This window comes from uncultured Stenotrophomonas sp., from assembly GCF_945952405.1.
Taxonomy (GTDB): Bacteria; Pseudomonadota; Gammaproteobacteria; order Xanthomonadales; family Xanthomonadaceae; genus Stenotrophomonas.
On record NZ_CAMFIA010000029.1, the window covers coordinates 20337 to 40478 of the forward strand.

16 protein-coding genes are annotated in these 20142 nt (G+C 67.4%); 6 read left to right on the top strand and 10 right to left on the bottom strand.

What is annotated here, in order from left to right:
- Positions 1–15 precede the first annotated feature (15 nt).
- Together clpB and Q0P60_RS19380 are read right to left on the bottom strand one after the other, a co-directional pair.
- Positions 16–2601 carry an ATP-dependent chaperone ClpB gene (gene clpB / locus Q0P60_RS19375; RefSeq protein WP_294997207.1) on the bottom strand — a complete coding sequence of 862 codons (2586 nt, stop codon included), beginning with the start codon at positions 2599–2601 and terminating at the stop codon, positions 16–18.
- Between the two features lie 180 nt (positions 2602–2781).
- Complete coding sequence (locus tag Q0P60_RS19380; protein ID WP_294997208.1) at positions 2782–3597, bottom strand: DUF3014 domain-containing protein; 816 nt, start codon at positions 3595–3597, stop codon at positions 2782–2784.
- Positions 3598–3768: 171 nt separating this feature from the next.
- On the opposite strand from Q0P60_RS19380, the gene Q0P60_RS19385 reads away from it, so the two are divergent.
- Positions 3769–4479, top strand: coding sequence for a glutathione S-transferase (locus tag Q0P60_RS19385; RefSeq protein WP_294997210.1), 711 nt, complete (start codon positions 3769–3771; stop codon positions 4477–4479).
- Between the two features lie 78 nt (positions 4480–4557).
- On the opposite strand, the gene Q0P60_RS19390 is transcribed toward Q0P60_RS19385, so the two are convergent.
- The 4 genes from Q0P60_RS19390 to Q0P60_RS19405 all read right to left on the bottom strand — a co-directional run bounded on the left by Q0P60_RS19390 (position 4558) and on the right by Q0P60_RS19405 (position 9552).
- Positions 4558–6162: a hypothetical protein gene (locus tag Q0P60_RS19390; RefSeq protein WP_294997212.1), complete on the bottom strand. Its 1605-nt coding sequence runs from the start codon at positions 6160–6162 to the stop codon at positions 4558–4560.
- A gap of 165 nt (positions 6163–6327) precedes the next feature.
- Positions 6328–8046, bottom strand: coding sequence for a thiamine pyrophosphate-dependent enzyme (locus tag Q0P60_RS19395; protein ID WP_294997213.1), 1719 nt, complete (start codon positions 8044–8046; stop codon positions 6328–6330).
- 129 nt (positions 8047–8175) lie between these two features.
- A complete protein-coding gene (locus tag Q0P60_RS19400) occupies positions 8176–9033 on the bottom strand; it encodes an SH3 domain-containing protein (protein ID WP_294997215.1) in 858 nt (285 codons plus the stop codon).
- A gap of 36 nt (positions 9034–9069) precedes the next feature.
- Positions 9070–9552, bottom strand: a complete 483-nt coding sequence (locus Q0P60_RS19405; protein ID WP_294997217.1) for a DUF3574 domain-containing protein — start codon at positions 9550–9552, stop codon at positions 9070–9072.
- A gap of 214 nt (positions 9553–9766) precedes the next feature.
- Between Q0P60_RS19405 and Q0P60_RS19410 the strand changes: the two genes are divergently transcribed.
- From Q0P60_RS19410 to otsA, 4 genes are all read left to right on the top strand, one after another.
- Positions 9767–12202: a TonB-dependent receptor gene (locus Q0P60_RS19410; protein ID WP_294997219.1), complete on the top strand. Its 2436-nt coding sequence runs from the start codon at positions 9767–9769 to the stop codon at positions 12200–12202.
- A 146-nt stretch (positions 12203–12348) separates the two neighbouring features.
- A complete protein-coding gene (otsB, locus tag Q0P60_RS19415; RefSeq protein ID WP_294997221.1) occupies positions 12349–13107 on the top strand; it encodes a trehalose-phosphatase in 759 nt (252 codons plus the stop codon).
- 40 nt (positions 13108–13147) lie between these two features.
- On the top strand, positions 13148–14929 hold the full coding sequence (locus Q0P60_RS19420) for a glycoside hydrolase family 15 protein (RefSeq protein ID WP_294997223.1): 1782 nt from the start codon (positions 13148–13150) through the stop codon (positions 14927–14929).
- Positions 14926–16290: an alpha,alpha-trehalose-phosphate synthase (UDP-forming) gene (gene otsA, locus Q0P60_RS19425; protein WP_294997225.1), complete on the top strand. Its 1365-nt coding sequence runs from the start codon at positions 14926–14928 to the stop codon at positions 16288–16290. The genes Q0P60_RS19420 and otsA overlap by 4 nt, the downstream gene beginning before the upstream one ends.
- 67 nt (positions 16291–16357) lie before the next feature.
- Here otsA and Q0P60_RS19430 read toward each other — a convergent pair whose 3' ends face one another.
- Genes Q0P60_RS19430 through rluD form a run of 4 tightly spaced genes read right to left on the bottom strand, consistent with a single transcriptional unit; the run spans position 16358 to position 19056 of the window.
- Positions 16358–16795, bottom strand: a complete 438-nt coding sequence (locus Q0P60_RS19430) for a thiol-disulfide oxidoreductase DCC family protein (RefSeq protein ID WP_294997227.1) — start codon at positions 16793–16795, stop codon at positions 16358–16360.
- Complete coding sequence (locus tag Q0P60_RS19435; RefSeq protein ID WP_294997229.1) at positions 16770–17276, bottom strand: DUF4166 domain-containing protein; 507 nt, start codon at positions 17274–17276, stop codon at positions 16770–16772. The genes Q0P60_RS19430 and Q0P60_RS19435 overlap by 26 nt, the downstream gene beginning before the upstream one ends.
- A 20-nt stretch (positions 17277–17296) precedes the next feature.
- Positions 17297–18067, bottom strand: a complete 771-nt coding sequence (pgeF, locus tag Q0P60_RS19440; RefSeq protein WP_294997230.1) for a peptidoglycan editing factor PgeF — start codon at positions 18065–18067, stop codon at positions 17297–17299.
- Positions 18067–19056, bottom strand: coding sequence for a 23S rRNA pseudouridine(1911/1915/1917) synthase RluD (gene rluD / locus Q0P60_RS19445; RefSeq protein WP_294997232.1), 990 nt, complete (start codon positions 19054–19056; stop codon positions 18067–18069). Before rluD ends, pgeF begins: the two co-directional genes overlap by 1 nt.
- A gap of 113 nt (positions 19057–19169) precedes the next feature.
- On the opposite strand from rluD, the gene Q0P60_RS19450 reads away from it, so the two are divergent.
- Complete coding sequence (locus Q0P60_RS19450) at positions 19170–20057, top strand: outer membrane protein assembly factor BamD (RefSeq protein ID WP_294997234.1); 888 nt, start codon at positions 19170–19172, stop codon at positions 20055–20057.
- The last annotated feature ends 85 nt before the right edge of the window (positions 20058–20142 follow it).

Here is a 20142-nt window from a genome sequence, read left to right on the forward strand (position 1 = left end):
ACGCGCGCCGCATCCTCAGGCCTTGGCGAACACCAGGTGGCCGCCGTCGTTACCGACTTCGATGGTGTCGCCGTTGACGAAAGCGCCCGACAGGATCTTCCGTGCCAACGGGTTTTCCAGCTGCGCCTGGATCGCGCGCTTCAACGGGCGTGCGCCATACACCGGATCGAAGCCGACATTGCCCAGCAGGTCGAACGCTGCGTCGGACACCACCAGCTTCAGGCCACGCTCGGCCAGCCGCTTTTCCAGGCCGCGCATCTGGATGCGCGCGATCTGCTTGATCTGCTGCTTGTCCAGCGGGTGGAACACCACGATGTCGTCCAGCCGGTTGATGAACTCCGGACGGAAGTGTGCCTGCACCACGCCCATCACTGCGGCCTTCATCTGCGTATAGGCCTCCGGGCTGTCATCGCCGCTCATGTCCTGGATCTGGTGCGAACCCAGGTTGGAGGTCATCACGATGACGGTATTGCGGAAGTCCACGGTGCGGCCCTGGCCATCGGTCAGGCGGCCATCGTCCAGCACCTGCAGCAGGATGTTGAACACATCCGGATGCGCCTTCTCCACCTCGTCGAGCAGGATCAGCGAATACGGACGGCGGCGCACCGCCTCGGTCAGGTAGCCCCCCTCTTCGTACCCCACGTAGCCCGGGGGCGCACCGATCAGGCGGGCGACGCTGTGCTTCTCCATGAACTCGCTCATGTCGATGCGGATCATCGCGTCGGCGCTGTCGAACAGGAACTCGGCCAGCGACTTGCACAGTTCGGTCTTGCCGACACCGGTCGGGCCGAGGAACAGGAACGAACCGGCCGGGCGATTCGGGTCGGACAGGCCGGCGCGCGAGCGGCGCACGGCATCGGAGACGACCTTGATCGCTTCCTCCTGGCCCACCACGCGGTTGTGCAGCACCTCTTCCATGCGCAGCAGCTTGTCGCGCTCACCTTCGAGCATCTTGTTGACCGGAATGCCGGTCCAGCGCGACACGACCTCGGCAATCTCCTCGTCGGTGACGCGGTCCTGCACCAGCTTGAAGTCCTTGTGCTCAGCTTCCTGCGCAGCAGCCAGCTGCTTTTCCAGCTGCGGCAGCAGCCCATACTGGATCTCGCTCATCTTGGCGAAATCCTGGCGGCGCTGCGCAGCCTCCAGCTCCAGCTTGGCCTGCTCGACCTGCTCCTTGATCCTGGTCGCACCCTGCAGCGCGGCCTTCTCCGACTTCCAGATCTCGTTGAGGTCGGAGAACTCGCGCTCCAGCGCATCGATGTCGTTTTCCAGGTCCGCCAGGCGCTGCCGCGAAGCCTCGTCCTTCTCCTTCTTCAGCATCTCACGCTGGATCTTCAGCTGGATCACCCGGCGCTCCAGGCGGTCCAGCTCCTCCGGCTTGGAGTCGATCTCCATGCGCAGGCGCGAGGCGGCCTCGTCCATCAGGTCGATGGCCTTGTCCGGCAGCTGGCGGTCGGTGATGTAGCGGTTGGACAGCGTCGCGGCGGCGACAATGGCCGGGTCGGTGATATCCACGCCATGATGCAGCGCGTACTTCTCCTTCAGCCCGCGCAGGATCGCGATGGTGTCCTCCACCGAGGGCTCGCCGACGAACACCTTCTGGAAGCGGCGCTCGAGCGCGGCATCCTTCTCGATGTACTTGCGGTACTCGTCCAGCGTGGTTGCGCCGATGCAATGCAGCTCGCCGCGCGCCAGCGCCGGCTTCAGCATGTTGCCGGCATCCATCGCGCCATCGGCCTTGCCGGCGCCGACCATGGTGTGCAGTTCGTCGATGAACAGGATGATCTGGCCTTCGTTCTTGGCCAGGTCGTTGAGTACGCCCTTCAGACGCTCCTCGAATTCGCCGCGGAACTTGGCGCCGGCGATCAGCGCGCCCATGTCCAGCGACAGCACGCGCTTGCCGCGCAGGCCTTCGGGCACTTCGTCATTGATGATGCGCTGGGCCAGCCCTTCGACGATCGCGGTCTTGCCGACGCCGGGTTCGCCGATCAGCACCGGATTGTTCTTGGTCCGGCGCTGCAGCACCTGGATGGTGCGGCGGATTTCCTCGTCACGGCCGATCACCGGGTCGAGCTTGCCGCTCTCGGCACGCGCGGTCAGGTCGATGGTGTACTTCTCCAGCGCCTGCCGCTGTTCCTCGGCATTCTCCGACTGCACGTTCTCGCCGCCACGCAGCTTGTCGATCGCGGCCTGCAGGCGGGTCTTGTCGGCACCGGCGGCGCGCAGCGCCATGCCCAGCGTGCCGCCGTCCTCCAGCGCCGCGAGCACGAACCACTCGCTGGCGATGAAGGCATCGCCGTGCTGCTGGGCCAGCTTGTCGGTCTGGTTCAGCAGGCGCCCCAGGTCGTTGCCCATCGAGACGTTGCCGGCCTGCCCGGACACCTTGGGCAGCGCGTCCAGCGCCTCGGTCAGGCGCTCGCGCAGTACCGGCACGTTCACCCCGGCCTGGGCCAGCAGCGGGCGCGTGCTGCCGCCCTGCTGGTCCAGCAGCGCGCTGAACAGGTGAACCGGTTCGATGATGCTGTTGTCGCGGCCCACGGCCAGCGACTGTGCGTCTGCCAGCGCCTGCTGGAAACGCGAGGTGAGCTTGTCCATCCGCATTGCGAAACCTCATCGGTCATCAGGGCCGGCCCGCGCCGGCGATGCTGGAAAGATGCGGTTGCCCCACCCCGTTTCAAGGGTGACTGCGACTGCACCCCGAGGCCAGTCAGCCTGCGGCCAGCATGCCGGAACGGGTGTGGTCGGCGCGTTGATCCCGATCAGTGGCGCGCGATGGGAGCCTCAGCGGGTGATCGCGCTGCGGATCGCCCGCAGCTGCTGCTTGACCGCCCGGGCCTGCGCCGCATCCATGCGCAACAGGGCCTTCTGGCCGATCGAACGCGCCTGCAGGCCGGGATCGACGAAGCGGTAACGGCCGCGCTCATCGCGTTCCACCCGCGGCGCCTGGGCCGGTTCCGGCGTGTCCAGCAGGTGATCGATCACCGCCACCAGGCGGTCGTTGAAATAGCCCTGGGGCCGGCCGAGATCGACATAGGCCTGCTGGATCAGCGGATAGAAGCGCTTGTAGGTGGCGGCCACCGTCGCCGGGTCGAGCGCGGTGAACGCCTGCACGTAGGGCGCATAGCGCGCCGCGTTGGTGGCAGCGATGCGCTCGCCGCCCTCCCCTGCGTCCACCCGCAGGCTGCCCGGCAACGGCCGCGCGGCCAACGCCGTGGGCGGCACGCTGGGCTTGTCCAGGGTATCAACCTGGGTGACCAGGCGCTGGATCAGGTGATCGCGCAGCAACAGGGTCAGCGGCCCCTCGCCCTGGAACAACTGGCTCAGCGCCGCCCAGGCAGCGGCATCGCTGTCAGCCAGCGTGGGCAGGGCCGGGTCGGCCTCGACCTCCAGCGGATGCCGGATCGGCGGTGGCGCCGGCGCAGGTTCTGCGGCCGCGTTCGGCTGTGCCGGTGCACTGCGGGTGACGGGGGCGGATTGCACCGGCACCGAAACACCGTCTGCCAGGCTCTTCAGCGGGTCGCGGAACAACCAACCCGCCGCGCCACCGATCACCACCACGCCCAGCACCCAGGGCCATACCGCCTTTCCACTCTGCATGATGCAGTCCCTCATTCTTCACCTGCATGGACACGGTGTGACCCCGCGGATTGCAGCGGGTTCCCCCGGCGTTCCGCTGCGGTTCGGGTTCGCGGCGGGGGCCACGCACGCTCACGCCTGCTTTGCACGCTGCGCGCGAGGCTGTGGGTCCTGTCCCGTGGAGAATCCGCCATGCAATACGCGCTGTACTACTGGACCGGGATCCAGGGTCGTGGCGAATTCGTGCGACTGGCACTTGAAGACGCCGGCGCCGATTACATCGACATGGCGCGGGTGCATGGCGATGCAGTGATGCAGCCGTTCCTGGAAGGTCACAGCGAGGGCGCACAGCCCTTCGCGCCACCGTTCCTGAAAGCCGGACGCCAGGTCATCGCGCAGGTCGCGGCCATCCTGGATTTCCTTGGCCCGACCCTGGACCTGGTGCCACAGGCGGCCTCGCGGCGGATGCAGGCGCTGCAGTTGCAGCTGACCATTGCCGACCTGGTCGCCGAAGTACATGACAGCCACCATCCGATCGCCGCATCGAAGTACTACGAGCAGCAGAAGACCGAAGCCAGGGCGCGTGCCGCCGTGTTGCGCAGCGAACGGCTGCCGAAGTTCCTCGGTTACTTCGAACAGGTGCTGGCGGCCAATGGTGGCCGCCATGCCCTGCGCGAGCATTCCTACGTGGATCTGTCGCTGTTCCAGCTGCTGAGCGGGCTGGACTACATGTTTCCCCGCCGCATGCAGGCGCTGGCGTCCACCCTGCCGTTGCTGCGCGCCCTGCAGGAGCGGGTCGCCAAGCGGCCGAACATCGCCGCCTACCTGGCCTCGGAGCGGCGGCTGGCGTTCAACACCCAGGGCATCTTCCGGCATTACCCGGAGCTTGACGGGGAGCGGTAGTGCCGGCCACCGGCCGGCACACGCAGGGGCTACGAACGCATCGCGCGGATGCCGGCCACGGGCCGGCACGACCGCAGGTCAGTTGTTTCCGCCCAACGGCTTCACCGCCTGCTTCTGCAGCGACAACAGCCCCAGCAGCACCGCCAGTGCCACATAGGCGCCGGCGAACTGCCAGCTGATGATACGGGCCAGGCCTTGCAGGTCCCACGGCAGGTAGATGCCGCCGCGCGGATCCACCGAATGGATCAGGCCGAACAGGGTCAGCACCGCAGCCACCAGCAGGAAGCCGCAGGCACGGCGCAGACGGCCATCGACCATCGCCGCCACCGCCGAGATCCACAGCATCGAGGTGATGATGAAACCGTTGCCCAGAGTGAAGATCACCGCCAGTTCCGGCAGCCCGTGGCCATCCAGCTTGCCCAGCAGCTGGGGCAGCTGCTCCGGTGCGATCCAGCCCGGCGCCTTGATCGCCAGCAGGTAAGCCACCGACGGCAGGAAACCAAACACCATCGCACCGGTATGGTGCCGAGGGGTGGCCTGGAACGCCTGGGTGGTGATGTCGATGGCCACGTAGACGATGATCGGCGCCAGCACCGCCAGTGGCAGCCACTGCACCAGCCCGGAGATGATGCCGAGCATGCCGCCGATGCCGACGAACAGGCCGGTCAGCAGCGTGTAGCCGCTGCGGGCACCCATGTGCTTGTAGGCCGGCTGGCCGATGTACGGGGTGGTCTGCGCCACGCCGCCGCAGACACCGGCCACCAGCGTGGCGACCGCTTCCACCAGCAGGATGTCGCGCGTGCGGTAGTCATCGCCGGCTGCGCGCGCGCTCTCGGAGACGTTGATGCCGCCCACCACCATCAGCAGGCCGAACGGCAGCAGCAGCGGCAGGTAGGTCATCGCGGTGGGCATGCCCTCGAGGAAGCCCAGCGTCGGCAGCGGCAGCACCACCTGCGGCGGTACCCACTCCGGCACATGGAAGCCGGGAGCGCCCAGCCCGGCAACACCGAGGCCGTAATACAGCACGGTGCCGAACACGAAGGCCAGCAGCACGCCAGGGCCACGCACCGGCAGCTTGCCTTTGGCGATCAGCACGTACAGCAGCAGGCCCAGCGTGGTGAAGCCCACCAGCGGCGAGCGCAGCGTCTCCAGCAGCGGCAACAGGCCCATCAGCACCAGCGCGATGCCGGCGATGGAGCCCAGCAGGGCGGCACGCGGCAGCGCGCGGGTGACCGCTTCGCCGAAGAACGACAGCACGAACTTGAGCACGCCCATGATGACCAGCGCGGCCATGCCCAGCTGCCAGGTGGCGATGCCGGCGGCATGCGGGTCCATGCCCTGCTGCTTGAAGGCGATGAAGGCCGGTCCCAGCACCAGCAGGGCCATGCCGATGCTGGTCGGCGCATCCAGGCCGAGCGGCATCGCGGTGACATCGTCGCGGCCGCTGCGCGCGGCCAGCCGGCGCGCCATCAGCGTATACAGCAGGTTGCCGACCAGCACGCCGAAGGCGGTGCCGGGGAACATGCGGCCGAACACCACGTCGGCCGGGAACTGGAAGATCCCGACCAGGGCCATGGCGATGAAGCCGAGGATGGAGAGGTTGTCGACGACCAGGCCGAAGAAACCGTTGAAGTCGCCGGCGACGAACCAGCGACGCGGAGCGGCGGGAGCAGGAGCGGACATGGAAGGGGCGATGGGGGTGGGGACCGCCGATGGTAGGCCCAGCAGGGCCTGCACGCCAATTCCACGCTGGAATGATGGGTTCCAGCCCGCCCCCTCAGCAAGCCAGCATCTGCTCTCGCGCTGGCTCGTGACGGGTGCAGGGCGTAACCCTGCATCGCCCTCCTCTCACTTCTTCAGGAAGTTGTCCACCAGCAGATGCTTCACGTCGTCGAAGCGGCCGTTCAGTACGGCCTTGGCTGCATACAGCGCCGTACCTGCCACCTGCTTGGCCTCGATCTGCGGCGGCATCACCAGTTCGGCGCGGCTGGTATGCACGTCCAGCAACGCCGGGCCACGCTGGGACAGGAAGTCCTGTACCGCTTCCTCCAGGTCCTCGCTGCGGGTAACGGTACGGCCGTGGAAGCCGATCACCTCGGCCAGGCGGCCGAAATCGGGGTTCTTCAGGTCGGTGTAGTTGTCCAGCAGGCCTTCCACCTTCTGCTCCAGCTCGACGAAGTTCAGCGAGCCATTGTTGAACACCACCACCTTGATCGGCAGGTTCTCCTGCACGGCGGTCAGCAGATCGCCCAGCAGCATGGCCAGGCCACCATCGCCGGACAGCGAAACCACCTGCCGGCCCGGGAACGCCTTCTGCAGGCCCAACGCCTGCGGCATCGCGTTGGCCATCGTGCCGTGCAGCAGGCTGGTCAGCGTGCGGCGGCGGCCATTGACACGGATATGCCGCAGCACCCACACCATCGGCGAGCCGCCGTCAGCGGTGAACAGTGCATCGTCGGTCGCGTACTTCGACAGCAGTGCGGTCAGGTGCTGCGGATGGATCAGCTCACCCTTGCCCGGCTGCTCTTCCTGCGCGCGCTTGTCCAGCGCCTTGTCACGACGCTCGATGCACTCGTCCAGGAACGTGCTGTCCTCGCGCGGCGCCAGCATCGGCAGCAACGCATCCAGTGTCGGTGCGATGTCACCGACCAGGCCCAGGTGCACCGGATGGCGGCGGCCGAGATGGCTGCCATCACGATCGACCTGGATGATCGTCGCCTTGTCCGGATAGAACTGGCCCCAGGCGAAATCGGCGCCGAGCAGCAGCAGCGTGTCGCACTCCATCAACGTGTGGAAGCCGGACTCGATGCCGAAGATGCCGGTCATGCCCATGTTGTACGGGTTGTCCGGCTCGACGAAGTCCTTGGCACGCGAGGTGTGCGCGATCGGCGCCTGCAGGCGCCGGGCCAGCTCCAGCAGCTGCGCATGCGCGCCTTGGCAACCCGCGCCGGCATAGATGCCGATACGCTGGCCGCGGCCGAGCAGCTCGGCGATGTGCTGCAACTCTGTGTCGGAAGGACGCAGCACCGGCTGGGTGTAGTGCACCGAGAACGGCACATCGTGCTTCACCTCGGCCTGGCTGATATCGGCCGGCAGGATCACCACCGCCACGCCGCGCCGGCTGATCGCCGCCTGGCAGGCCAGGGTCACCACGCGGCGCGCCTGCTCGGCGCTGTGCACCTGCTCGCAGAACACCGAACAGCTTGCGTACACCGCCTTGAAATCCACCTCCTGCGGGAACTCCATGCCCAGCTCGCTGGTCACCACCTGGCTGGCGATCAGCACCATCGGTGCACGGTTGCGGTTGCTCTCGAACACGCCATTGATGAAATGCAGGCTGCCGGGGCCGCAGGAACCGGCACAGGCGGTCAGCTCGCCACTCACCAGCGAATCGGCACCCGCAGCGAACGCGGCCACCTCCTCATGGCGCACGTGCACCCAGGCAATGTCACTGCCGTGCATCGCATCGGTCACGTGGTTCAGCGTATCGCCCACGATGCCATAGCAACGACGGACACCTGCCTGCTGCAGGGCGTCCACCACGATTTCGGCCACGCGCTTGCTCATCGGATACATCCTCGAACGGGGGAACGTCCGAGGCTAGACCTGATGAAGTGACGCCTCCGCAAAAAAAGGGGACGGAGGGAATTAAGTCGTTTGTGCCGCAAACGACTTAATTCCCTCCGTCCCCTTTTTTCAGTCGTTGACGTTGATCCAGCCCACCAGCGGGCCCAGCTTGGGGCTGCGGTAACGCAGTTTCACCCAGCCGTCCTGTTCATCCAGCATTTCCACACGGTCGCCCTGCACCAGGTAGCGCCGGGTACTGGATGCGCCGGGCTGGTCGAACAGGAACAGGCGCGTGGCCAGTACGGAGGCCTGCTGACCGCGCAGTGGGCCCTCCGGCGGTGCGCCAAGGCCATCGGCAATGGCGCTCTCCAGCACATGACCGGCGGCATCGTAGCTGCGCCACACCGCAAGCGGGCCCTGCTCGTCGGTCTGCACCCAGTGCAGGGCGGCGTTCAAGGTATCGCCGAGCATCAATACGCTCTCGGAGCGGTACAGGTAGAGCTTCGGGCCTGCGAACCGGTACTGGTCGGTGTACCACATCGGCCCGCTGCGGCAACTGCTGGTGAGAGTGCGGGTGGCCGCGTCCACGCTCAGCCCCATCAGGTCACCGCAGCTGTCCTTGCCGTGGGTTTCGGCCTGCAGCGCGTGGAACCCGCCACTGCCCGGATCGAAGCGGTACACCGTCACCGCTTCGTTGACCATGCCCACCGAGGCGCGTGCGACCAGTTCCGGGTAGCCATCGAAATCGACGTCTTCCAGCCCCCAGCTCGAATGGCCGTCGGCATCCGCCGCGCCCGCCAGCGTCTGCCGCCTGCCCGACGGCGACAGTTGCACCGCGATGCTGCCATCCTGCTGGGGATCGGCGTGCGCCTGCACGTGCGCGGCCACCTGGAAGCGCAGCGTTTCGCCCTCGTCCGCGCTCGCCTGCGCCGACGCTGCCAGCACGCCGACCAACACCAGGCCCCGCATGCATTCCCTGTAGTTCATCACTGCTCCCTGCGGCACCGCGACGGCACCTTCAACTCAGAACGATACCTCGACCGGCTGCCGCGACCACAGCACCGATTGATGCTTGGTCTGCTGCTTCCATGCCAAACGGATCGCTTCGATATCGGCACGGCGCTGCGGAGTGTCCTCGTGCAGCACCACCAGCACCTTGGTGCGCAGGCGGTTGGGCGAGGCATCGCCGCGGAACAGCCACTGGCCATAGGCGTCGAATACGGTCAGGCCGTCCGGAAAGCGCGGGGTCACTTCCTTGTCCAGGAAGGTGCGCCACTGCGCCTCGCTGATGGTGTCGGCCTGCGGGCGGTTGCCGGCGCCCTGCTCCTCGCCCACCCCGAAGTACAGCTCGCTGCGCACCCAGCCGTGGCCGGCGGACGGGCGTGCGGCATCGCCCTTCAGTTCGGCGGTGGCGGCCGTGGCATAGGCGCTGGGCGCCTGCGAAGAGAGGCTGGCGCAGCCGCTGGTGGCCAGCAGCACGGCGAAGACGAGGCCAAGGTGTTTCATCGATACAGCTCCGGGGAAGGGGGACAAGGCGAGCCGGCAGCGTACAGCGCCACCGGCCCGGCGTGCTGATGCCGGCAGGGCATCAGCTCATGCCGGACCGGCAGGGGCTTGCATCGGCAGCGGTCATCACGCGAAGATAATATATCGCTTCATCCGGATGGATGTAAGTGAAACTATCTCCCCCTTCCCCGTCGTCGTTGTTGCTGGAGCCCCCATGTCCGTCCGCCTGCCCGCGTCGCCGCTTGGCCTCGCCATCGCCCTCGCGCTCTCCTCCGCCGCCGTCCCGGCCCTGGGCCAGGACGCCACCCAGCTGGACACGGTGATCGTCACCGGCACCCGAGCCGCCGACCGCACCGTGCTCGAATCCACCTCACCCGTGGACGTGCTCAGCGCCGAGGACATCCGCAAGGCCGGCGTGGTCAACGGCGAGCTGGGCAGCGCGCTGCAGGCGCTGCTGCCGTCGTTCAATTTCCCACGCCAGTCCAACTCCGGCGGCGCCGATCATGTGCGCGCGGCGCAGTTGCGCGGCCTGTCGCCGGACCAGGTGCTGGTGCTGGTCAACGGCAAGCGCCGCCACCACACCGCGCTGGTCAACACCGACAGCAAGATCGGCAAGGGCACCACCCCGGTCGACTTCAACGCGATCCCGGTCAGCGCGATCAAGCGCATCGAGGTGCTGCGCGACGGCGCCGGTGCGCTGTACGGCTCGGACGCGGTGGCCGGCGTGATCAACGTGATCCTCGACAACGCTGGCGACGGTGGTGAGATCGAGGCCAGCTACGGCGCCAACCACACCGACCTCAAGCCGATCGGCCGCACCCTCACCGATGGCCAGACCGGCAACGTCAGCGCCAAGGTCGGCACCTCGCTGGGCGAAGACGGCGGTTTCCTGCGCGTCGGTCTCGAGTACAAGCACCGCAACGGCACCAACCGCGCCGGCTTCGACCAGATTCCGCCGTGGGACCAGACCCCGGACAACCTGGCGCTGCAGGGCAAGCGCAACTACGTGCTGGGCGATGGCAAGAGCAAAGACATCAACCTGTGGCTGAATACCGAAATTCCGGTGGGCCAGACTTCAACGTTCTACGCGTTCGGCACCTTCAACCAGCGTGACACCGAAGGCGCGAACTACTTCCGTTACCCCGATGGCGATGCCAACTGGAAGCAGGTCTATCCGAACGGTTACCGGCCGATCTCCGAAGGCGAGAACCGCGACGTGCAGGCCGTGGCCGGCGTGCGTGGCCAGTGGGGTGAGTGGAGCTACGACGGCAGCCTGGATTACGGCCAGAACGACTTCACCTACCGCCTGCGTGACTCGCTCAACGCCTCGCTGGGCCCGACCAGCCCGACCCGCTTCAAGACCGCTGACTACGAATACGCACAGACGGTGGGCAACCTCGATCTGAGCCGCGTGTTCACCCAGAGCGACAGCATCAGCCACACCCTGGGCCTGGGCGTGGAAGCGCGCCATGAGCGCTACCAGACCCGTCCCGGCGACCCGGCCAGCTATGCGGCCGGCCCGTACACCGACCGCCCGACCGGTTCGCAGGCCGGTGGTGGCCTGACCCCGCAGGATGCGGCGCGCCTGTCGCGCGATGTGGCCAGCGCCTATGCCAGCCTGTCCAGCCAGTTCGGTGAACACTTCTCCAGTGACCTGGCCGCGCGTTACGAGCACAACGACGACTTCGGCGGCGAGCTGACCGGCAAGCTCGCCCTGCGCTACGAATTCACCCCCGCGTTCGCCCTGCGCGGCGCCATCTCCAACAATTTCCGCGCGCCCTCGCTGGCCCAGATCGGCTACGAGTCCACCTCCACCGGCTACAACGCCGGCGGCCAGCTGGTGCAGGGCCGACTGCTGTCGGTCAACAATCCGATCGCACGCGGCCTCGGCGCGCGCGACCTGAAAGCTGAAAAGTCGCTCAATACTTCGCTGGGCTTCACCAGCCGCATCGGCGAGCACTTCGATCTGTCGCTGGACTTCTTCCAGATCGACATCGATGACCGCATCGCGCTGTCGGAGAGCATCACCGGCGATGCACTGACCCGCTATGTAGCCGCCAACTACGGCGTCAGCGGCCTGCAGAGCGCGAGCTTCTTCGTCAACGCCGCCGATACCCGCACCCGTGGTGCCGAACTGGTGAGCAACTGGCGCCAGTCGCTGGGCAACGGCCAGCTGCTGCTGACCGGCACCTACGCCTACACAAAGACCACCCTGAAGAACGTACTGGCCACGCCGGCGCAGCTGCAGGCATTGAACCCGGACTACGTGCTGTTCGGCATCGAAGAAACCAACACGCTTACCGATGCCACCCCGCGCACGCGTGGCAGCGTCTCTGCAGCCTGGAGCAACGAGCACTGGTCGCTGAGCAGCCGGGTCAACCGCTACGGCAGCGCCACCCGCGTGTTCAACTTCGGTGATGGCTACATCCCGCGCCAGACCTACCAGGCCGAATGGCAGCTGGATGCAGAAGTGGAGTACCGCATCACCCCGCGCTGGAGCGTGGCGATCGGCGGCCAGAACCTGACCGACAACTACCCGGATCGATCCAACAGCGATATCCACTACTTCGGCAACCTGCCGTATGACGTGCTGTCGCCGATCGGCAGCAATGGCGCGTACTACTACGGCCGCGTCCGCTTTACCTTCTGATCGATCCGGGTGGATGCAGATTTTCCTTGGGTGGGTGCGGACCGTTGGTCCGCACAGCGAGCCGACCAACGGTCCGCACCCACCGAAGCAAGGCCGTAGCCTGACCTCGACCCCACGTACACGCCCACGCTGGCAGGCTGGGCGTCATGGCTGAATCGCTCCCCCTGCGACCGCCACCCCCATTGCTGGACGATGCCTGCGCGTTGTTCCTCGATGTGGATGGCACCTTGATCGAATTCGCTGCACGCCCGGATGCCGTGCAGCTGCTGCCCGATGTGCGTGAAGCCATCGGCCGCATCAGCGACCGTCTGGAAGGTGCCGTGGCGCTGGTCAGTGGTCGCCCACTTGCACAGCTGGACCAGCTGTTCGCTCCCCTGCAACTGCCTGCTGCGGGCCTGCATGGCCACGAACTGCGCGGCCAGGACGGTCGCGTGCTGCGCGACGAGCATGACGACGACACCGCCGAATGGCTGCACGCACTGCACCAGCAGGCGATGCGCTTCGCCCACGGCCATCCCGGTGTGCTGGTGGAGGACAAGGGCGTCGGCCTGGCACTGCATTGGCGCGGAGCACCGCATGCCGGCAGCGACGTTCGTGCCTTCGCCGACCGCCACGTACGTGGACGTGCCAGCTATCGCCTGCAGCCCGGCGACCATGTGGTCGAGTTCGTTCCCGTCGGCACCGACAAGGGACGCGCGGTGCGGCGGATGATGCAGTACCTGCCCTTCCGTGGCCGCCTGCCGGTATTCCTCGGTGATGACCTCACCGACGAGTTCGGCTTCGACGCCGCCAACGGCCAGCATGGCTGGAGCGTGCTGGTGGGTGAACGTGAACCCAGCGCAGCGGTGTTCGCGCTGCCCGACATACGCAGCGTGCACGCCTGGCTGCGTGAGAATGCCTATTGACCCGGCCACCCCCACGGCCGCAACCGAGATGTACCGCGTGATGACCCAACCCGATCTTGATCTGGGCGTGGTCGGCAACGGCAGCTTCGGCGCCCTGGTCGACAAACATGCCCGTGTTGTCTGGAGCTGCCTGCCCACCTTCGACGGCGACCCGACCTTCTGCGCCCTGCTCGGCCCCAACCAGCAGACCGGCGGCGACTTCGCCATCGAGCTGGAGGACTTCGCCGACAGCGAGCAGGAATACCTCACCAACACCGCGATCCTGCGCACCGTGCTTCGCGATACGCATGGCGGCGCGCTGGAGATCCTCGATTTCGCGCCGCGCTGGCGCCAGAACGACCGCTTCTACCGCCCGGTCAGCCTGATCCGCCAGGTGCGCCCGTTGGCCGGCAGCCCACGCATCACCGTGCGTGCCCGGCCGCTGGCGGACTGGGGAGCGCGCGTGCCCGAGTCCACCTGGGGCAGCAATCATGTGCGCTGGGTCCTGCCCGAGCACGTGCTGCGGCTCACCACCGACGTACCGGTCCGCTTCGTCCGCGACGGTCTTCCGTTCGTGCTCAACCATCCGGTCCACCTGATCCTGGGCGTGGATGAATCACTCAACCGCTCGATCAGCGGTTACGTACAGGAAGCCTTCCAGCGCACCCGCGACTACTGGCGCGAATGGGTGCGCTACCTGTCCATTCCGCTGGAATGGCAGGACGCGGTGATCCGCAGCGCGATCACCCTGAAGCTGTGCCAGTACGAGGACAGCGGCGCGATCATCGCAGCGATGACCACCTCCATTCCCGAGGCGCCCGGCAGCGTGCGCAACTGGGATTACCGCTACTGCTGGCTGCGCGATGCCGCGTTCGTGGTGCGTGCGCTCAACCGGCTCGGCGCAACCCGCACCATGGAGCAGTTCCTCGGCTACATCTTCAACCTGGCCACCACCGACGGTACGCTGCAGCCGCTCTACGGCATCGGCTTCGAAGCCAAGCTGGACGAGGACGAAGTAGCCAGCCTGTCCGGCTACCGCGGCATGGGCCCGGTGCGCCGCGGCAACCTGGCGTGGGTGCAGCGCCAGCACGATGTGTATGGCAGCGTGGTGCTGGCCTCCACCCAGTTGTTCTTCGACCGCCGCCTGCAGGACCCGGGCGACGCGCATACCTTCGCCCGCCTCGAACCGCTGGGCGAACAGGCCTTCGCCCTGCACGATGTGCCCGACGCCGGCCTGTGGGAATTCCGCGGCCGCACCGAAGTGCATACCTACACCAGCGCGATGTGCTGGGCTGCCTGCGACCGCTTGTGCAAGATCGCGGTACGCCTGAAGCGCGATGACCGTGCCCATTACTGGCGCGAGCGCGCCGACACCATCCATGCGCGCATCATGGCCGAGTCCTGGAACGAGTCACTGGGCCACTTCACCGACACCTTCGGCGGCCATCGCCTGGATGCCTCGCTGCTGCTGCTGGCCGACATCGGCTTCATCGATGCACTGGACGCACGCTTCGTCGCCACCGTGGAAGCCATCGGCCGCGATCTCAAGCACGGCAATTCACTCTACCGCTACGTGGCCCCGGATGATTTCGGCGAGCCGGAAACCAGCTTCACCATCTGCACCTTCTGGTACATCGATGCGCTGGCCGCGATCGGGCGCATGGACGAGGCGCGCAGCATGTTCGAACTGCTGCTCAAGCAGCGCAATCACCTGGGCCTGCTGTCGGAGGACCTGGCCTTCGACAGCGGCGAGGCCTGGGGCAACTTCCCGCAGACCTATTCGCACGTCGGCCTGATCACCGCCGCGATGCGCCTGTCGCGGTCCTGGCAGGAGGCATCGTGAGTCGTCTTGTTGTGGTTTCAAACCGCGTGGCCGTACCCGGCGAAAACCGTGCCGGCGGCCTGGCGGTGGGCCTGCTGGCCGCACTCAAGGAGCGCGGCGGGATGTGGTTCGGCTGGAGCGGCAAGAGTGTGCGCGACGGCAGCGGCAGCGTGCACACGCAGAAGGACGGCGACATCGAATTCGTCACCCTCGACCTGAGCAAGCGCGAGGTCGACGGTTACTACAACGGCTTCGCCAACCGCACGCTGTGGCCATTGCTGCACTTCCGCCTGGACCTGGTCGACTATGACCGTGGCACCCGCGAGACCTACCACAAGGTCAACGCGCTGTTCGCCGACAAGCTCGCGCCGCTGCTGCGGGAGGACGACATCGTCTGGATCCACGATTACCACCTGATTCCGCTTGGTGCACTGCTGCGCGAACGCGGCATCGGCTGCCGCATCGGTTTCTTCCTGCATATCCCGATGCCGTCGGCCGACCTGCTGCAGGCCATGCCCGACCACCTGCGGCTGTTCTCCGCGCTGTATGCCTATGACCTGGTCGGCTTCCAGACCCAGCGCGATGCCGATCGCTTCCAGACCTACCTGCGCCTGTTCGGCGGCGGGCGCGTGCTCGACAACGGCGAACTGGAAGCCCCCGGCGGGCGCCGCTTCCGCGCGGCGGCGTTCCCGATCGGCATCGATACCGACCTGATCGCGCGCCAGGCCGGCACCGCCGCGACCAAGGCCGCGGTGAAGAACCTGCGCGCCAGCCTGCGCGACCGCCAGCTGGCCATCGGCGTGGACCGCCTGGACTATTCCAAGGGCCTGCCCGAGCGCTTCCTCGGCTTCGAGCGCTACCTGCAGCGCCACCCGGACCAGCGCGGCTCGCTGACCTACCTGCAGATCGCCCCGGTGTCGCGCGGCGATGTCACCGAGTACCGGCAGCTGCGCAGCCAGCTGGAACAGATCGCCGGCCATATCAACGGTGGCCACGCCGAACCGGACTGGACGCCGCTGCGTTACGTCAACCAGAACTTCACCCATGCCACCCTCACCGGCTTCTACCGGGCGGCGGCGGTAGGCCTGGTGACACCACTGCGCGATGGCATGAACCTGGTCGCCAAGGAATACGTGGCCTCGCAGGACCCTGAGGATCCCGGCGTGCTGGTGCTGTCACTGCTGGCCGGTGCCGCCGACGAGCTGAAGCAGGCATTGCTGGTGAACCCGCACGACCTGGACGGCGTGGCCGATGCCATCGCCACGGCGGCGACGATGTCGCTGCGCAGGCGCAAGGAACGCTGGCACGCGATGATGGAGCACCTGCGCACCTACGACATCAACCACTGGCGCCGCAGCTACCTCGACGCGCTGGAAGGCTGACAAAAAAGGGGACGGAGGGGATTAAGTCGTTTATGCATAAACGACTTAATCCCCTCCGTCCCCTTTTTCAATCGAGGAACCGGGGGGCGTGTTCCGGGGCCGGCAGATGGCAGGCGTCGTGGCGGCCGAACCAGCGGTATCGATTGCGCGCCAGCGTGCGATACGCCGCATCACGCCAGCTGCGTGGCACTGCCTGCAGCACCTTGCTCATACGCCACGCGCCGCCCAGCCCCGCCAGCACGCGCAGGATCGCGTCGGTGTCGGTCCAGGCTCCTTCTGCGTCCAGCAACAGGAACGATGCCGGGTCCCGCGGGTCCAGCCCGTGTGCGCGCAACATCGCGCCCCCGCGCGCGCCCTGCATCGCCGCGAAGTGGTAACGCCCGTTGCGGTCGAAACGCAGCAGGAAGCGCACCCAGCGGTTGCACAGTGCGCACACGCCATCGAACACGATCACCGCGCTGTGCTCTGCGGCGGCGGCCTCACTGCGGTTCGAGCCAGCCTTCATAGCGGATCAGGGCTCCTGCCCAGGGCAAGGTCACATCGACCAGGAAAGTGTAGCGCTGGTCGCGCCAGGCCTCGCGGCAGCGCACGCCGCCGAACCAACGCGTTGGCAACGGCAGCACCCCGAACGCCCAGACCCGCCGCACCGTCCAGTCGATGCCACCGTCATTGGCCTGCAGGTCGAACTCGAAGCGCACCGCCCCCAGCTGTTCACGCAGGTACCCGTCGTGCGCCCACAGTCGGGACACCATCGGCCAGCGGCCGAACCGCCGTGCCCAGCGCTCGCCCTGCCGGTGTGCACTGAACGCCACTTCGGTGGGCACGGCCTCGCCATCGCGCGGCAGCCGCGCCAGCGCGGCCAGCAGCGGCACCAACCAGTGCCGCCCACGCTCGATCCGCGCCTGCCCCCGGTAGCGGCAGGGCAACGCAGCGCTGTGCAGCGCCCGCACCGGCGCTGCCAGGGTCGCGAAGGACGGCCCCAGCACGCGTGCGAACAGCGGCGTGGTCAGGGCGCGATCCAGGCGAGGGTTGCCATGCGTCCGGTGCGGCGATCGCGCCGGTGCGAGTACAGGTCCGGATCGGCCATGGTCGACACGGTCCCGCCATGCACCTGGGCCGGGTCCATGCCCGCCGCCTGCAGGCGCTGGCGGGCCAGCGCGAACAGGTCCACCTTCCAGTGACCCGGACGGGTTGCCACGAAGGCCGCCGCGGCGGCCGGGTCGTGGCCGACGAAGGCGTGGTACACCTCCTCGCCGATCTCGTAGTCGGCCGGACCTGCTGCCGGGCCCAGCCAGGCCCGCAGCTGCGCGGGCGGGGTCTGCATCGCCGCCACGGTGGCCTCCAGCATGCCGTCGGCCAGCCCGCGCCAGCCGGCATGGGCAGCACCGATCTCGCTGCCATCGGCCGCGGCGAACACCACCGGCAGGCAGTCGGCGGTCAGGATCGCCAGCACGACACCGGGCACCGAGGTCACCGCGGCATCGGCCACCGGCTCGCTGGCGCCGGGCGGCGGCGGCGCGGTGAAGCGCAGCACGGTGCTGCTGTGCACCTGGCGCAGCCAATGCGGCGCGGACGGCAGCGCCAGCCCCTGCTGCAGCAGCTGGCGGTTGTGCTCGACGTTGGCCGGGGTGTCACCATCGGCCGCGTGCCGGTTGCCCAGGTTGAACTGCGCGAACGGCGCCGGCGAGATGCCCGCACCGTGCCGGCGCGTGGTCAGCGCATGGACGCCCGCAGGCGCCGGCCAGTCGGCCTGTAGCAACGGCAGCGCGGCGGCCATCACCAGCGGTCCCGCTCGCGTGCGGCGAAGGCTTCGCTGTCTTCGCGCAGCACCTTCATCAGCTGCAGCATGTCATCCGGCACCGGCGCGGTATTGCGCACCAGCTCACCGGTGATCGGGTGGGTGAATTCCAGCGTCTCGGCATGCAGCGCCTGGCGCTTGAAGCCACGCAGCGCGGCCACCAGCTCGTCGCTGGCGCCCTTGGGCAGCTTCAGCGCGCCACCGTACAGCGGGTCGCCGATGATCGGGTGGCGCACGTGCGCCATGTGCACGCGGATCTGGTGGGTACGACCGGTTTCCAGGCGGCACTCCAGCGCGGTATGCGCACGGAAGCGCTCACGCAGGCGGTAATGGGTGATCGCTTCCTTGCCGTCCTCGCGCACGGCCATCTTCAGGCGGTCGCGTGGATGGCGGTCGATCGGGGCATCGGCAGTACCACCGGCCACCAGCGCCCCCATCACGATGGCCAGGTACTGGCGATGCACATCGCGCGCGGCCAGCTGCTCGACCAGCGCGGTCTGCGCCTCCAGTGTCTTGGCCACCACCATCACGCCGCTGGTGTCCTTGTCCAGGCGATGCACGATGCCCGCGCGCGGCAGCACCGCCACCGACGGATCGCGGAACAACAGGGCGTTGACCAGGGTGCCGCTGTGGTTGCCGGCGCCCGGGTGCACCACCAGGCCGACCGGCTTGTTGATCACCAGCAGGTGCTCGTCCTCGAACAGCACGTCCAGCGGGATGTCTTCCGGCTGGGCGTCGGTCTGGGTCTCGAGCACCACCGTGAGGGTGACCACCTCGCCGCCGCGCAGCGGATCGCGCGGGCGCACCTGGGCGCCGTCCAGCAGGACGTCGCCGGCCTTGATCCACTCGGTCAGGCGCGAACGCGAGTATTCGGGGAACAGTTCGGCCACGACGGCGTCGAAACGACGGCCAGCAGCGGTGTCGGGGACGATGGCCTGGCGGGCCGATTCAGAGGGTTGTTCAGACATGGCAGGGGGCATTCTTTGAAATTTTGGGGTCCCGGCGGCCGGTTTCAGTCGCTGGACAGGACACTAGGCTATCATCGACCCTTCGTATTCCAGCCGCGTCCCGCCTCGACCCCATGATCCGACGCTCCGTCATGCTCTCTGCGCCCGTCCGCCTCACCGCCCTGCTGCTGGTGCTGGTCATCGCCGCCACCGGTTGCCACCGTGGTGCCAAGAAGGGCGATCGCCCCGATGAAGGGACGCCGGTCGAACAGTTGTACGAGAAGAGCCACAAGCTGATGCAGGGTGGCAACTGGAGCGGGGCTGAAACCAGCTTCCGCCGCCTGGTGGCCCAGTATCCGTACGGTCCCTATACCGAGCAGGCGATGATCGAAACCGCCTACGCCCAGTACAAGTCCGGCAAGCACGACGATGCGGTGTCCAGCATCGACCGCTTCATCCGTACCTACCCGACCCACCGCAACATCGCGTACCTGTACTACCTGCGCGGCCTGGCCAACTCCAACCGCAGTACGGTTTTCCTGCGCCGCGTATGGTCCCTGGACGCCAGCCGCCGCGACCTGTCCACGCCGCACCAGGCGTACTCGGACTTCAACATCGTGGTCGACCGCTACCCGAACAGCCGCTATGCCGCCGATGCGCGCCAGCGCATGCTGGAGCTGCGTGACGTGTTCGCCCAGCACGAGCTCGACAACGCCCTGTACTACATGCGCCGCGGTGCCTGGGTGTCGGCCGCCGGCCGTGCCAACTACCTGCTGGAAACCTACCCGCAGAGCGCCTTCCAGTACGACGCGGTCGCCGTCCTGGCCGATTCCTACACCCACCTGGGCAACAAGACCCTGGCCGACGACGCCCGCCGCGTCCTGCAGTTGAACCAGCCGGACCACCCGTGGCTGGAAGGCAAGTGGCCGAAGTACCCGTGGATGATCCGCAAGCTGAACCCGTTTGCCGGCGAGAAGTCCGCCAGCACCGGCCAGCGCAACGCGCGACTGGAAAAGAAGTAAGAGAAAGGGCCCCGCAAGGGGCCCTTCTTCTTTGTGGCGGTCGCCCATCCGGGGGGCATCACACAGCCGGCCAGCGGCCGGCTCT